The sequence below is a fragment of the Oceanobacillus halotolerans genome, assembly GCF_010993955.1.
In the GTDB taxonomy this organism is placed as follows: Bacteria; Bacillota; Bacilli; order Bacillales; family Amphibacillaceae; genus Oceanibacillus_A; species Oceanibacillus_A halotolerans.
Map to the genome: position 1 here is coordinate 49,371 of NZ_WIXL01000015.1, position 15,369 is coordinate 64,739.

14 protein-coding genes, 1 pseudogene and 1 riboswitch are annotated in these 15,369 nt (G+C 37.1%); of the genes and pseudogenes, 7 read left to right on the plus strand and 8 right to left on the minus strand.

Annotated elements, in window-relative coordinates; genetic code table 11:
- Positions 1 to 264: 264 nt before the first annotated feature.
- The 3 genes and pseudogenes from GHC26_RS14115 to GHC26_RS16235 form a co-directional block, all read right to left on the minus strand.
- Entirely contained in the window at positions 265 to 906 is a 642-nt protein-coding gene (locus tag GHC26_RS14115) for a response regulator (protein ID WP_163971897.1), read from the minus strand.
- A 133-nt stretch (positions 907 to 1,039) separates the two neighbouring features.
- Positions 1,040 to 2,767, minus strand: coding sequence for a methyl-accepting chemotaxis protein (locus GHC26_RS14120; RefSeq protein ID WP_163971898.1), 1,728 nt, complete (start codon positions 2,765 to 2,767; stop codon positions 1,040 to 1,042).
- Positions 2,768 to 2,793: 26 nt separating this feature from the next.
- A pseudogene (locus tag GHC26_RS16235) lies at positions 2,794 to 2,940 on the minus strand (EAL domain-containing protein); the annotation flags it as partial.
- 773 nt (positions 2,941 to 3,713) lie between these two features.
- Between GHC26_RS16235 and GHC26_RS14130 the strand changes: the two are divergent.
- From GHC26_RS14130 to GHC26_RS14145, 4 genes are all read left to right on the plus strand, one after another.
- On the plus strand, positions 3,714 to 4,787 hold the full coding sequence (locus GHC26_RS14130; RefSeq protein WP_163971899.1) for a branched-chain amino acid aminotransferase: 1,074 nt from the start codon (positions 3,714 to 3,716) through the stop codon (positions 4,785 to 4,787).
- Positions 4,788 to 5,151: 364 nt separating this feature from the next.
- The gene (locus GHC26_RS14135; protein ID WP_163971900.1) at positions 5,152 to 5,715 is read left to right on the plus strand and encodes a DoxX family protein; all 564 of its coding nucleotides are present in this window, start codon (positions 5,152 to 5,154) and stop codon (positions 5,713 to 5,715) included.
- Between the two features lie 564 nt (positions 5,716 to 6,279).
- On the plus strand, positions 6,280 to 6,534 hold the full coding sequence (locus GHC26_RS14140; protein ID WP_163971901.1) for a helix-turn-helix transcriptional regulator: 255 nt from the start codon (positions 6,280 to 6,282) through the stop codon (positions 6,532 to 6,534).
- A 1-nt stretch (position 6,535) separates the two neighbouring features.
- On the plus strand, positions 6,536 to 6,883 hold the full coding sequence (locus GHC26_RS14145) for a DUF2178 domain-containing protein (RefSeq protein WP_163971902.1): 348 nt from the start codon (positions 6,536 to 6,538) through the stop codon (positions 6,881 to 6,883).
- A 252-nt stretch (positions 6,884 to 7,135) separates the two neighbouring features.
- On the opposite strand, the gene GHC26_RS14150 is transcribed toward GHC26_RS14145, so the two are convergent.
- Both GHC26_RS14150 and queF read right to left on the minus strand, forming a co-directional pair.
- Complete coding sequence (locus GHC26_RS14150; protein WP_163971903.1) at positions 7,136 to 7,768, minus strand: queuosine precursor transporter; 633 nt, start codon at positions 7,766 to 7,768, stop codon at positions 7,136 to 7,138.
- A gap of 161 nt (positions 7,769 to 7,929) precedes the next feature.
- Positions 7,930 to 8,427, minus strand: a complete 498-nt coding sequence (queF, locus tag GHC26_RS14155; RefSeq protein WP_163971904.1) for a preQ(1) synthase — start codon at positions 8,425 to 8,427, stop codon at positions 7,930 to 7,932.
- A 76-nt stretch (positions 8,428 to 8,503) separates the two neighbouring features.
- A riboswitch (PreQ1 riboswitch) is annotated at positions 8,504 to 8,550 on the minus strand.
- Positions 8,551 to 8,736: 186 nt separating this feature from the next.
- Here queF and GHC26_RS14160 point away from each other — a divergent pair.
- Positions 8,737 to 9,141: a hypothetical protein gene (locus GHC26_RS14160; RefSeq protein WP_163971905.1), complete on the plus strand. Its 405-nt coding sequence runs from the start codon at positions 8,737 to 8,739 to the stop codon at positions 9,139 to 9,141.
- 368 nt (positions 9,142 to 9,509) lie between these two features.
- On the opposite strand, the gene GHC26_RS14165 is transcribed toward GHC26_RS14160, so the two are convergent.
- Both GHC26_RS14165 and trpB read right to left on the minus strand, forming a co-directional pair.
- Positions 9,510 to 10,181 (minus strand): HAD family hydrolase, encoded by a 672-nt coding sequence (locus tag GHC26_RS14165; RefSeq protein WP_163971906.1) that lies wholly within the window; start codon positions 10,179 to 10,181, stop codon positions 9,510 to 9,512.
- A gap of 218 nt (positions 10,182 to 10,399) precedes the next feature.
- A complete protein-coding gene (gene trpB, locus GHC26_RS14170; RefSeq protein WP_163971907.1) occupies positions 10,400 to 11,566 on the minus strand; it encodes a tryptophan synthase subunit beta in 1,167 nt (388 codons plus the stop codon).
- 323 nt (positions 11,567 to 11,889) lie between these two features.
- Here trpB and GHC26_RS14175 point away from each other — a divergent pair, with 323 nt between their 5' ends.
- Positions 11,890 to 13,050, plus strand: a complete 1,161-nt coding sequence (locus tag GHC26_RS14175; RefSeq protein ID WP_163971908.1) for an acyl-CoA dehydrogenase family protein — start codon at positions 11,890 to 11,892, stop codon at positions 13,048 to 13,050.
- 49 nt (positions 13,051 to 13,099) lie between these two features.
- Here GHC26_RS14175 and GHC26_RS14180 read toward each other — a convergent pair whose 3' ends face one another.
- The gene (locus GHC26_RS14180) at positions 13,100 to 14,173 is read right to left on the minus strand and encodes a tartrate dehydrogenase (protein ID WP_163971909.1); all 1,074 of its coding nucleotides are present in this window, start codon (positions 14,171 to 14,173) and stop codon (positions 13,100 to 13,102) included.
- 94 nt (positions 14,174 to 14,267) lie between these two features.
- Between GHC26_RS14180 and GHC26_RS14185 the strand changes: the two genes are divergently transcribed.
- Positions 14,268 to 15,248 carry a 2-hydroxyacid dehydrogenase gene (locus GHC26_RS14185; RefSeq protein ID WP_163971910.1) on the plus strand — a complete coding sequence of 327 codons (981 nt, stop codon included), beginning with the start codon at positions 14,268 to 14,270 and terminating at the stop codon, positions 15,246 to 15,248.
- Positions 15,249 to 15,369 lie beyond the last annotated feature (121 nt).

Below are 15,369 nucleotides of genomic sequence, written 5' to 3' on the forward strand. Positions count from 1 at the left end.
TTCTTATCTTGCTTTACACTTATTTTTTCCATAATATGTATATTGCACATAACATAGAAGGTGCGACGTATAAAGGCAACAAGGAATGTGAAAAAAGCCTAAAATTAAGAAATATTATAATATTTGTTCCTAAAATAAATTATACTCCTGGAGCTAACTTAATGCAATAAAGCATAACCTAAATCAGAATCATCTTAGAATACCTGCAAAAAACACAAAAGATCCTATCTGTTTTGATAGGATCTTTTGTGTAGAATACGGGATTTAAAAGTGAACTAGGCCATTCTCCATCGCATACTGAACTAGTGCAGGGCGATTTCGCAAATTTAATTTATCCATAACATGTGCTCGATGGGCCTCGATTGTTTTAACGGATACATACAGTTTTTCTGCTATTTCACGATTGGTATAGCCTTTTGCAATATAGCTTAATACTTCCTCTTCTCTTGCTGTTAATCGATTTTTCTGTCCCTCTGCATTGCGGCTTGTTCGTACATAATCGTCTAACATCACTTTTGTTGCATTCGGATAAAGATAGGCTCCACCATGATAGATTGTTCGAATTGCTTCAATGAGGTCTTGATCATGATTAGTTTTTAATAAAAATCCAGAAGCACCAGCTTTTAAAACACGAAATAGGCATTCTTTGTCCTCATAATTGGTTAGGACAATTACCCTGGACTTCTGGCTAGATGCTTTTATTTTATTTATTGCGTGCAAACAAGCCTTCTTTTCCAAGTATAATTCTGTAACAACAACATCTGGTTTTTCATCATCTACTAGTTGTAATAATTTTTCTTGATTATCCGTTTCCCATAGAACACTCATGTCTGGTTCTTGTTCAATTAATAATTTAATTCCTTTTCGAATAATCCCATGGTCATCTGCTAGCAAGATTGAAATCATATAATGTGACCCCCTATATACCTATTACGTAAGTACTATTATACGTTAACAGGCATGTGATGGTGGGTCACATTTGTGTGAAATATTTGTTAAATTTTTTCTATTGTTTATTAATAACTGTTTTTAATTGAGGCTATTTTTTATCAAGCTGAAACCTACTTATATATGCTTGAAGCTCAGTAGCCATGGATGCTAAGGATTCAGAAGCAGCTGTAATTTCCTGTACACTTGCACTTTGTTCTTCTGCAGCTGCTGCTACCGAATTACTATGTTCGGAAGTCTGTGTCGCAATTTGTTCAGCATTTTTCACAATTCCAATTAACTGTTCATTTCCTAAATTAACTTCTTGAATGGATTTATTAATGGCACTTGTCATTTCAACCACTTTAGCTATTTGATCATTGATTACGGTAAAGGTTTGTCCTGCTTCATCAACTAATTCTCTACCTTGTTCCACATCTTTTCCTTCTTCTTTGACAACTGTGATTGTCTCCGATACTTTTGTTTGAACTTCGTTTATTAAGTCACTTACCTGACTAGTTGCTTGATGAGATTGCTCTGAAAGCTTGCGAACCTCGTCTGCAACAACCGCAAATCCTTTTCCATGCTCCCCTGCTCTTGCAGCTTCTATTGCTGCATTTAATGCTAATAAATTCGTTTGATCCGAAATTTCTTCAATAAGGGAAATGACTTCCCCAATTTCTTCCGACGTATCTCCTAATGATTGAATAACAGTACCCATTTGCTTACTGGAGGACTGAATATGGTGCATTTGTTCCGTTACCTTATTAAGCTTTTTAGAACCTGCAGATGCTTTTGTTTTTGTTTCTGTTGAGGCTTTAGAAAGATCCTCTACATTTTCCGTTATTTGTGTCATCCCATCTCGAATACTTTCAATAGTTTCTTTTGCATGATTTGTTCCTTCCAAAGTATTCGTGGTATCCTCTGAAATATTCTGAATGGATGCTGCCACTTCCTGACTAGTACTGCTTGACTCCTCAGCACTGGCACTTAACTCTTCTGAGGTTGATGCCACATGTTCTGCGTTATCTCGGATTATCGTCACCATACCTTTTAAGTTTTCGACCATTTTATTAAATCCTGCTCCCAAATCACCAAGTTCATCTTTACGATTAATAACGAGCTTATCCATTGTTAAGTCGCCATCTGCCAGTTGTAACATATGGTCTCGAACTGTAATAATTGGTTTGGAAATCCGTGATACAACAAAGAAAACAACTAAGAAACCAACGATACTAACAAGTCCAATCGTTATAGCTAGCGACCATAGTAGGTTATCGGCTGGCGCACTAAAATCATCATAAAAGGCACTTCCACTTAAAATCCATCCCCACTCTTCAAATGTAGCAGAGTAGGCTATTTTTTCATCCCCTTCAAAGATATATTCCGTGTACCCACCACCTTGACCTGATTGTTTAATAAAATCTTGGACATATTGAAATCCATTTTCATCCTCTGCATCATACATATCTTCACCTTCGATCGTAGGGTGTGCAAAAACTTTTCCGTCATCTCCTAATATAAATAAATAACCCTCTTCGCCAAACTGATAATCAGAGGTGAAGTTACGTGTCCCATCTGATTCTCGAACACCTATTAATTCTTCTTTCGCCATTTCTTGTGCCTCTTCTAGCGTTAGATCACCATTTGATACTTCTTGTTGTAAAACATCCAAGGTAGAAATAGCAATATTCACCTTATCTCTTATCGCTTCTTTTCCTAAATCATTTAGTGACTGACTTGCTTGTCCATATTGAAACAATCCAATAAACAAACTAGGTATTAAAAAAATGAGTCCTGTCAGGATAATCAACTTTGTCTTAATGGAATAAATTTTCATGTTTCTACCTCCAATCTTTTTGATCACTATATGTGTTGAAGAAATCTTTCCTTATACGTAACTATTGGTACTGGCTTACTAAATAAAAATCCTTGTACCGTATCACATTTCATTTCCTGAAACATCTGCAGCTGTTCTTTTGTTTCTAAACCCTCTGCTACAATTTGTAGTCCAAGCTCATGTCCTAACTAGAAATAATTGGCATCGACCAACATGACTTATAACCAAGATCCATTGGCTGATCACGATACCTATCCCATAGTAAATCTGTCTCAATATCCGTTACATAAATTGGAATGTATAAGAAAAACTCGCATTCGCTCGTCCTTTAGCGAATGTGTTAGTTTTTCTTATACTTGGGACATAAAAATTTTAGCAACGTCGAGTCCACTTCTTAGCTAAAATTTTCTACTTTCCTAACGTAAAAAAAACTGCCGTACCACTTGATCCTGCATAAGGGCCCATTTTCACTGGTTGGAATGGACCAATGAATTCGGTAAGGATGGACCTACTAAATTACTTATCCTTTCCATGCTAAGAACAATAAAGTGGAAACTTCAATCATTGGGGGTTTCCTTTCCTCCCCCAATGATGGTTAGTTGAACGAATCGGACATTTACGGGCAGTTTGATCCCCCACTTATCTTTCTTGGGTCTCCTAAGAAATCTTGAAGTGGGGGTCTTACTGCCCGTTACATGTGGGATAAAGTGAAACCATATCATTTTCCTATTTCTTTTCCAGGTTATTGACATGAATTAACTATTTACATGTAATTCTGACAAAATTTCGACACATTTACTATAAGGGAAAACCCTAATTTTCCTTCATTACCACCTTAAAAACCTAATAAACATAAGCGTTGTTATTTTTTAGAAATAATCTTGCTTCCCAAATAGATATGAATTATGATAAATATTAAAAATCTATAGTCGGGGGGATTGACGTAATGGAAGATTGGACCATTCACGTAGAATATTCCACAACTAAAAAGGAAAAACCGAAAGACGAGGCATTAGCCTTTGGCAAAGTATTTACAGATCATATGTTTATTATGGATTATACGGAAGGAAAAGGCTGGCACGATGCAAGAATTGTAACCTACCAACCTTTAACAATGGATCCCTCTGCAATGGTGTTTCACTATGGTCAATCTATTTTTGAAGGGTTAAAGGCATATCGAACACCTAATGATGACGTTCACTTATTTCGGCCTGAAAAGAATATGGAGCGACTAAACCACTCAAATCGCAGGCTATGTATCCCACGAATTGATGAGTCATTTGCACTTCACGCGATTAAAAAATTAGTTGCTATTGATAAAGAATGGATTCCGCGATCACCAGGTACATCCCTTTATATACGACCATTTATCATTTCAACGGAACCGAATCTTGCGGTAGCACCTTCACAACATTATAAATTTATGATCATCCTTTCTCCTGTAGGCGCTTATTATAAGGAAGGAATGAACCCAGTAAACATTGCAGTGGAAAATAAGTATGTTCGTGCGATAAGAGGTGGAACAGGGGAAGCAAAAACAGGCGGCAACTATGCAACTAGCTTAAAAGCACAAGAAACTGTTGCAAGAGAAGGATTTTCCCAAGTATTATGGCTTGATGGTGTAGAACGGAAGTATATTGAAGAAGTTGGTAACATGAATGTTTTCTTTAAAATTAATGGAGAAATTATTACCCCTGCTTTAAATGGAAGCATCCTTAGTGGTATTACAAGAGACACAGTCATTCAGCTATTGAAACACTGGGATATTCCGATAACAGAACGGAAAGTAACTATGGATGAAATAAAACAAGCACATCAAGATGGGAAACTGGAGGAAGCATTTGGTTCAGGTACTGCTGCCGTCATTTCACCTATTGGAAAATTAACCTGGGGAAAACATGATATGACGGTTAATGAAGGAAAAACTGGTGAGATAGCCAAATCCTTATATGAGACATTAACTGGAATTCAGTATGGGCAACAAAAAGACCCATTCAACTGGATTGTAAAGATAAAGTAAAACGCATTTAGTCTAGGTTCCTTTCCCCCTCACTGATGGCTAGTGGAACGAATCGGACATTTACGGGCAGTTTGATCCCCCACTTATCTTTCTTGGATCTCCTAAATGGGGGCTTAACTGCCCGTTACATGCGGGATAAATGAGTAATGATTCGAATCATTAATCCGGTACTTTTGAGAGGGTATCGGATTTTTTGCTCTCTTCAATTTGATAATTAAGGTTTTTAGTGACACATTATTAGGGAAAACCCCTATAGCTTTTCCCTATTTACACATAGATAATGTTTTTATGTGTAAATTGGGCAAAATCCCCATTCATCACTTCTTAATACATGGAACCATAATAATTCAATAGGAGGTATTGTATGGTTGAAGTAAAACAAAGTGGACGAGTTAGAGAAATAATTGTCGAAGAAAACCCACTTTCCCGAATGTTATTTGTAAGCACAAGATTGGCTTGGCTTTGGCTCATTCTTCGTATATACCTTGGCTATTCATGGATCACATCTGGATTAGGTAAAATAGGGGAGGATGCATGGACTGGTGAAAATGCAGGTGCTGCAATTCAAGGATTTGTTGGTGGAGCCATCACAAAAGCGGAAACAGGAGATGTATCAGGATGGTATGCCTGGTTTTTAGAAAATGTAGTATTACCAAATGCAGCTCCTTTTGCTTACATGGTCGCATTTGGTGAGGTACTTGTTGGACTTGGATTAATTGTTGGTTTATTAACTGGTGTTGCGGCATTTTTTGGTGCACTAATGAATATTTCCTTTTTACTAGCAGGGACGGTAAGCTCTAACCCAATTATGTTTATTATTGCAATCCTAATCATCATGGCATGGAAGGTTGCAGGCTGGTATGGATTAGATAGATGGGCACTACCATATTTAGGAACTCCATGGCGTTATGCAAGAAAGAAACCTTAATGAGAAATTCCAATTAACAGAATTACGTTAAATAACTTGATATTGATATGGACATAGATGTTGAAAATGATTGGGTAACACGTGGAACTGCGGATGGCATTCACGAGATCTCAATCCATCAACAAGGAGGTAACATCCATTATATCTATTTCATTGTAGATGAAAAATACCAATAATGAAAAAGGAATTCCCCCTACACGTAAGTAGTTCACTTACAGTGGAGAAAAACGAAAATAAACGATGTATAGCATACCAAATCACATAAGCTTTGGTATGCTATTTTTTCTTGTATTTTAAATAGTATTGTACCTATTTTATCATTTGAAATAAAGGAGGATATAGTTATCATCAGTGGGCAACCAACCCACTTAAGCATCCTCTCTTGCACCTCAGGAAATATGATTGGAATGACATCATAGATCTAAGGTAATACCAAATTTCTTTTGAAAGTTTGTTGCATAGTTAAATAAAGGTTAGATTCTAATCATTAAGGGTCTAATCTAATTTATTTTTTATTTTATATAAGTTTACTTTACTTTTGTATAATTATAGTTTACTATAAAGATGTGGTTAAAAAGGAGGGTGTTGACCTTGAAGAAAGAATTTGAGGATTACATTGAAAATAAGGTGTATGAGCATAGGGTTTTAAAAAGAATGACACAAAAAGATTTGGCGGACGCTGTCGGTGTATCTAAGCAAACTATATTTGTTATGGAGAAGAATAATTACTCTCCTTCTCTTGTTTTAGCTTTTCGAATAGCTGATTTCTTTAACGTAGATGTTAACGATATTTTTACTTATGTGAAAGGAAGTGATTAAAATGGGGAAATCTAGTACAGAAATATCAAATACAATCTTTTACCCTTTAAAAACTTGGGCGGAAGAATCACCTGGTAATTGGAATATGCTTCTTGGCAGCGGTTTTGTATTGCTTTTAGTTGGATTGATTCTGTCATATGTATATTACAAAAAAATAGGTAAGCCTGACGAAAGAACAAATCAAATACATTTAAAAAGTGCCTACATTGTATTATGGGGAGTAATTTTGTGCGACATAATTTTTCCAAAAGAATATATGTGGCAAATTTTCTTCTTATTCAAGTATTCTCTTGCATTCATCGCTTCAGGAATATATCTAGCTGTTCGATACAAAAAGGATTTTTCTTAACTAAAGAACTAAACAGGAGTGTTTAGTAGTTCCACAAAAGGTCGCGATTGGTTAACACTGAAAATAAGAAACAGCTCAGTGAACTGAGCTGTTTTATTTTTATACCAAAAACCTCATCATAAAGCAATGTTTTTTAATATGTTGTTTAACTTGTTAATTAGCCTGTTAATAATGGTCTAAAGATGGTTCAATTTAATAAGATAACCATATTGAAATTTTATATTTTCTACCCTACACGTTTTGCTTCTTTTTTTACGATGCTGGTTCTATTACATCATATTCATTTTTACGCTTTTTGCCGAATTTCACAAGGATGTAGGCAATTGGCGTATCGATCAGTGCAATTCCTAGCTTAAAGACGTATTGTGTTGCAATCATCCCAACTAATGCACCTGCAGGAACCGTACCCCAAAAAGCAACCGTTATAAAGATAGTTGTGTCGATTAGCTGACTGGACATTGTTGATAAATTGTTTCGTAACCAAAGTTTTTGGCTGCCATGTCTTGCTTTTAAGCGATGGAATATCGTGACATCAATATGTTGACTAGCAAGATAGGACAAGAGACTTGCCACAATAACTTGAAAACTTCCTCCTAAAATTTGCTCAAATTCTGCTTGTGCACCAAAGACTGGCGCTGCAGGAAGTTGAATTGCAATAAAGACAAAGACAAGTGCAATAATTTGTGTAAAAAATCCTGCCTGTATTGTTTTACGAGCTGCATCTTTCCCATATAACTCACCGATTACGTCTGTTAATAAGTAAGTGACAACATAGACGATGACGGCTGCAGGCAGCATAAATTCACCAATCTGAAATAGCTTTACACCTAAAATATTAGATAATAAAAGTAATCCTACAAATAAAGCATTTAAATATATAAACATCTGAACCCTCTTCCCTTATTGTAGAAAAGGATCAAAGCTAACCCTCAAGCTTATTTATCCCGCATGTAACGGGCAGTAAGACCCCCACTTCAAGATTCCTTAGGAGATCCAAGAAAGATAAGTGGAGGAGGAAAGGAAACCCTACTGATTGAAGTTTCACTTTATCTGTTATCAATTTTCTCTGGATACATATCATGGTTCATCATTCGATTGTCGGCCATTTTTTCATATTTCGTTCCAGGCTTTCCATAATTACAGTATGGATCAATAGATATACCACCACGCGGTGTGAATTTCCCCCATACTTCAATATAGCGGGGATCCATCAATTCAATTAAATCATTCATGATGATATTCATGCTATCCTCGTGAAAGTCGCCATGATTACGGAAGCTGAATAAATATAATTTAAGTGATTTACTCTCGACCATTTTTTCATCGGGAATGTAACTAATATAAACTGTTCCAAAATCTGGCTGATGGGTTTTCGGACATAATGTTGTAAACTCAGGACAATTGAATTTTACAAAATAATCGCGATTTGGGTGTTTGTTATCAAAGGTTTCTAACACTTCTGGTGTGTAGTCAAAAGCGTATTTCGTTCCTTGACTTCCTAATAAGGTTATATCCGTTAATTCATCATCTCGTCTACCTGCCATAACAATACCCCCTTCCTATTCGATTTTTAGGCATTAAAAAAACCACGGCCTAAGGCACATGGTTAACATTCGTCATCTGTCCTTAGTTTTTTATAGAGGGTTAAAGCTAAGAACCTCTTCCGTATTCTTACGGATATTCTTTTTTTACTTTGTTTATTATATCGGTCGGTGTGGAATGTGTCAATAAGTGTTTATGTTGAAAGGTGGACCAGTTCCATGATCCATTTTTAAGGAGAATATAGCGGTTCTAAGAGATAATGCTAGACTTAAAAAGAACCTATAAACTGCTATAGAAAGGAGGAAAAGAAAATGAACGAGACACTCTATCAAGGAATTTCAAAAGAGATACAACACATCAAAGTGAATATGGCTACCAGACAACACTTTGAAAACTTTGCTACTAAGGAAGATCTACAACAGATGGCAACAAAGCAAGACCTTGAAAGCTTTGCTACAAAAGATGATCTACAACTGATGGCGACAAAATATGATTTCGAAAACATGGCCTCTAAAGACGACATCAAGCATATGGCGACAAAGATGGATATCCAGGATGTGCTCAATAAAATTGACCGAAATCACAAACAGATTGCACGTAACTCGGAGCAATTAACCAATCTTTCTACTAGTCAAGAAAAACAAGAAAAACAAGAAAAAACATTGGAAAAACTTGCATTGCGTTCTATTGAAGAACAAAAGCTAGAAGCGCCTTGATCACCCCCGATTAGAAAACTGGCTTTTCGCCAAGTGGCGAAAGCCTTAGTTGCACTTATGCAGTAAGTATTTTCTTATCTGCCAAGCATAAGCCAAGCCTCGTCGTGGCGCTTTTTGCCACAAAGAGGATTGACTTATGACCTCGAGGAGGTAGGCGCTGGAGCTGGACGCGGCCTTTCCTATAAAGCCACTAATGACACCAACATTTTTATACTTTCTTGCCTCACAAGAAAGTAAACTGCGAAACTTATAATGTGACATGTAACTACTAACGCCTCTAGATAAACACCACGTAACCATGATAAAAGTTACTCCATAAGATAGATGAAGGCATTCGCTACCCCTTAGGAATGCCTCAACCCTTCCATTTATGCAAAAATTTTCCAGTTATGTTGCTTAGCAATTTCCTTCATAGCTTGATTAGGGTTAACAACAACTGGATGTTGAACAAATTGAAATAATGGAAGATCACTCTCACTGTCTGCGTATGCCCACAATTCTACATATTCACTATCTTTTCCTTGCTGCTTTTCGTTCGCAAGAAATTCCTGGACTTTTTTCACTTTTTCATCCCCATTAATAAGAGGACCAATTTCACCCGTACAAACACCTTGAGCATCATATTTTAACGTAGTACTCCTAATATATACATCTAACTCTAAACTATTGGTAAAAGCTTTTAAAAATGGTTGTAATGCACCTGATAAAACTATAATGGTATCACCTGTACGCTGATGCTCTCGGATTTTATGTACTAGCTCGTGATTAACCTCTTTTTTTCCTATTTCCACTAGCTGGAAGAAAAACTGATCCAGTTGTTTGCTTGTCTTGCCTTTAAACGACTTCGCAAACGCTTTAAAGAATGCATGTCGAAAAGCATTCTTTCCTTTTGTGATACCAAGAGCAATAGCTTTAGCTAATCCAACTGCTACTATAGACCATTCCGTTAAACCAAAATCTTTTTGCGCTGCTCGAAACATTGCTTTAAATGAATTTCCTTGATATAGTGTACCATCAAAATCAACGGTCACAATTGCCATTCCTATCACCTCTATTTCTATTGTATGGAAGTCTGATCAAGCTGTAAATCGTTTCGTAAATGATAGAGAAAAAGCTGTTTGCATTAATGATCGCCTCTGATCATTTTACAAACAGCTTTAATTTAGATTGATATTCCTCGAAATATTCTTCTCTGTTATAAAAACAGGTCGCTATAGCTCAAAAATGTATCGAGATCACTTCTCTGTAATATTTAAAATCAGTTCTTTAACATTTCAAATACTTGATCAACATCTTTATCGCCTCTTCCAGACAAGTTGACAATAATAGATTCATCGCTTGGTAATGTTTTCGCAAGTTTCATCGCATAGGCAACAGCATGAGAGCTTTCTAGTGCAGGGATAATCCCTTCTACTTTGGACAATACTTGAAATGCCTCTAAAGCTTCATCCCCTGTTACCGTTACATAATCACCCCTACCACTTGTTTTTAGATGACTATGCTCTGGACCAACTCCTGGATAATCTAGTCCTGCCGCAATTGAATAGGTTGGTTGTGGCTCTCCTTTGTCATCCAATAAGGTTAAACATTTAAATCCATGAATAACGGCAGGTTCTCCTTCTGTGACAGTTGGTGCTTCAGATGGTTCAACGCCAACTAAGCGAACACTTGGCTCTTCCATGTAATGCGAGAATGCACCAATTGCATTACTTCCACCACCAACACAGGCAACAACTGCAGCTGGTAATTTCCCTTCTTTTTCTACGATTTGTCGTTTCGATTCTTCACTAATAATAGATTGAAAGTGCTTCACAATGGAAGGATATGGATGTGGTCCAACCGCAGAACCTAATAAATAAAACGTATTTTCATAGTTTTGTACTAAATCGGCCAACGCTTCATCAACTGCATCCTTTAGTCGACCTTGCCCTTTTTCAACTGGAACAACCTTCGTCCCTAATAGTTCCATCCGAAATACATTTAGTGCCTGGCGCTCTGTATCCACTTTTCCCATGTAAACGGTACATGGAATATCGAACATAGCACATGCCGTTGCCGTTGCAACACCATGCTGTCCCGCACCAGTTTCTGCAATAATTCGTGTCGCACCCATTCGTTTTGCCAGTAAAATTTGACCAATAACATTGTTAATTTTATGGGCACCAGTATGGTTCAAATCTTCGCGTTTTAAATAAATTTTAGCGCCGCCAATTTTTTCTGTCAGGTTTTTAGCATAGGTTAATGGATTTTCTCTTCCGACATATTCTTTTAAATAATAACGAAAATCTTCTTGGAATTGCGGATCAACCTTGTATTTATCAAACTCTTCCGCAAGCGTCGCTAATACCTTTTGTAAATCCTCTGGTATATAGCTACCTCCAAATTCACCAAAATAGCCTGTCTCTACTACACTCTGCTTACTCATCTCTACACTCATCTCCTCTAATACTTTTATACTATATCCTGTAAAAGAATACTGAATATTAGTGTAACATGTTTTCCTTTATTTCAAAAGGTACTTTTAACAAAGTATTCAACTTAAATGCAACTTAATAGATGCACCCGATTCCACTTCATACAGTCACCTTTTTAGCAGACAGACCAGTACTAAAACGTCCTCGTAAAAGAAATACACTTTTGCTTCGTGCGAAATAATTTCAAAGCCTTGCACTTTTCTGAAACGAGTGAAATAATATAATTATAATTCCGACTAATCTAATATGAATTTAAAAGTAGGTGACGTGAAAGATGAAATTAACAGAGTATCACACAGCTGAAGAACGGAACAAAGCGTTAGCTGAAGTCGTTCAGCAATTTTCCGAACGATCACGGGAACATGACGAAGCTGGAACATTTCCTTTTGAAAACTTTAAAGCCTTGCAAAATATCGGCTATCCATCCTTAACGATTCCAAAACAATATGGTGGTCTCGGTATCTCCTTACAAGAAATGCTCCATCACCAAGAAACCATTGCAAAAGCTGATGGATCGACAGCTCTTTCGATTGGATGGCATATGGGAATCATTCAATTCTTAGGTGAAAATAAGATTTGGGATGAGAAAAAATATAAGACCGTGACACAAGATGTTATCCAAACGGGTGCACTCTTAAATAATGCTGCAACAGAACCAGCAACTGGCAGCCCAACTCGTGGCGGAAGACCTGAAACGGTTGCGAAAAAAACAGAAAATGGCTGGGTTATTAATGGCCGGAAAAGTTTTACAACGTTAGCGCCTATTCTTTCATATTTTGTTGTTAGTGCATCTATTGATGGAACAGATAAGGTTGGGAACTTTTTAATAAAACGAGAACGAGATGGTGTCAAAATTGATGAAACGTGGGATTCGATTGCCATGAAAGCAACCGGAAGCCATGACCTTGTTTTGGAAAATGTAGAAGTAGCCGAGGACGATCTAGTTGAATATATAAACCCTAGCAACAAGCCTGCAGCTGGTTGGCTTTTGCATATTCCAGCATGCTATCTTGGCATTGCACGTGCTGCACAAAGTTATGCTGTTCAGTTTGCTAAAACATATTCACCAAATAGTATTAAAGGTACTATTTCAGACTTACCAAACGTAAGACAAAAGATTGGAGAAATGGCATTGCTTGTACAACAAAGCAGTCATTTCCTTTACGGTGTTGCAAAAAAGTGGGATGAAGCAGATGATCAAACCCGACAAACCATGAAGTCTGAACTTGGTGCGGTAAAATTGTCTGTTGTCAATCAAGCAAATGATATCGTTGATTTAGCTATGCGAATTGTTGGAGCAAAAAGTTTATCCCAACAAAATCCACTTCAGCGCCATTACCGTGATGTTCGCGCGGGTTTACACAATCCACCAATGGATGACATGACCATTATGAACCTGGCAAAAGAGTCAATTGAAAACGAACCTACTGATTAAGAACAAAAGCGCTTGGGAGTTCATTTGACCCCCAAGCGTTTTCCTATTACTATTTCACTATCTTCTTCAATCCTTCTACAACTTGATCTCCAACCTCTTTTGTTGTGCCATTACCACCCAAATCCGGCGTTAAAGTAGATGGATCTAGTAATATGTGTTGTATGGTAGTGAGTACGTTATTTGCCCATTCCTGCTCCCCAAAAAATTCTAGCATTTGGCTAACGGACCAAATTGCTGCAATTGGATTAGCAATTTGTTTTCCAGCTATAGTTGGTGCAGAGCCATGGACTGGTTCAAACATCGATGGGTACTCTCTTTCTGGATTGATATTAGCACCAGTAGCTAAACCTAGCCCACCAGTAATTCCAGCTCCTAAGTCTGTCATTATATCCCCAAATAGATTCGACGTCACGACTACTTCAAATCGTTCAGGATCTGTTACAAAATAGAGACTAGCTGCATCAACTAAATAACTGTACGTATCTACATCTGGATATTCCTTACCTACCTCTTCAAATACCTCATCCCAAAAAACCATGGAATAATTTAATGCATTACCTTTACTAATACTTGTTAAGGATCGTTTCGAATGACGTGCTTCTTCATAAGCGTACCGAATAATTCGCTCCGTTCCTTTACGAGAAAACACACCAGTTTGCAGTACAACTTCTTCTGGCTTGCCTATAAACAACCAATCCCCCGCACCTGCATATTCTCCTTCACTATTTTCCCGAATAACGAGCATATCAATATCTTTTTCACCCTTATCCTTTAAAGGAGTTAATGTTGGGTTTAATAGTGTAATTGGACGGAGATTGACATATTGATCAAAGGACTTACGTATTTTTAATAACAGGTCCCATAAGGAAATATGGTCAGGGACACCAGGATACCCAACTGCACCTAGATAGATGGCATCAAAATCTGCCAATCTCTCAATTCCATCCTCATCCATCATTTTTCCATGCTCAAGATAATACTCACATCCCCACGGAAACTCCGTAAATAAGAAAGATAGATTGGCATCTAATTGTTCAATGGCTTTTAAAACCTTTACCCCTTCTGTTACTACTTCTGGACCTATCCCATCACCAGGAATTAACGCAATAGAAATTTCGTTCATAAATATCTCCCCCAATTTTTATAATTTTCTTTAAAGCTTATTGACACCCAACCTGATTCAAGCTACCTTAACATTAGATATGGAGGGATGAAACGTGGCGAAAAAAGTGATTGCCTACAATCGTATTGAGGAACCTGTCTTACAGCAATTAAAAAAATCTTATGACGTTCGTTTCTTTAAGGATATTGATCCCAAAACGGACGATGAATTCTTAGCTTTTCTAAAAGAGGCAGAAGGTATCATTGGACTCGGTTTACCAGTGGATAGTGAATTAGTACAACATGCTCCGAACTTAAAAATCGTTAGCAATATCTCTGTTGGCTACAATAACCTTGATATTCCTACACTAAATAAACACCATATTATGGCTACTAATACCCCTGATGTATTAAATGATACCGTTGCAGACACGATTTTCGGCCTTTTAATTGCAACTGCACGGCGAATTCCTGAGTTAGATCAACTCGTTAAACGGGCTGAATGGACAGTTGAGGCACTTGGATCAGAATACTATGGGACAGATGTTCATCATAAAACGCTAGGGATTATTGGATTAGGACGAATTGGTCAAGCAATCGCAAAACGTGCTCATTTCGGCTTTGACATGAATATTCTTTACCATAACCGATCTCGAAAAAAAGATGCAGAACAAGCAGTTAATGCCACGTATTGTGAGATGGATACCTTACTTAAGCAATCTGACTTTGTTTGTCTGATGACACCATTAACTCCTGAAACAGAGGGGCTTATTGGTAAACGAGAATTTACATTAATGAAAGAGTCCGCTATTTTCATTAATGGTTCCCGCGGTAAAACAGTCGTGGAACAAGACTTAATTACAGCACTTAAGAATGGCGACATCAAAGCTGCTGGATTAGATGTATTTGAACAAGAGCCGATTGAAAATGATAATCCGCTTCTAACGATGAAACAGGTTGTTACGACACCACATATTGGCTCATCCACCAAAGAGACAGAATTAAAAATGTCAAAACTAGCAGCAACTAATTTAGAAGCTGGATTAAATGGGGAAATACCCCCAAATTTAATTAATAGAGAGCTATGGCAATCATAATTCAAAGGCGCTTTTCGTATATTTTGTTGTTTTTAGTGCTGCGCATAATATATATTATGCGCAGTAGTTAGGATATGCACATAGCTTCGCTACGGAAAAACACTACGCTTTCCGCGGGGGA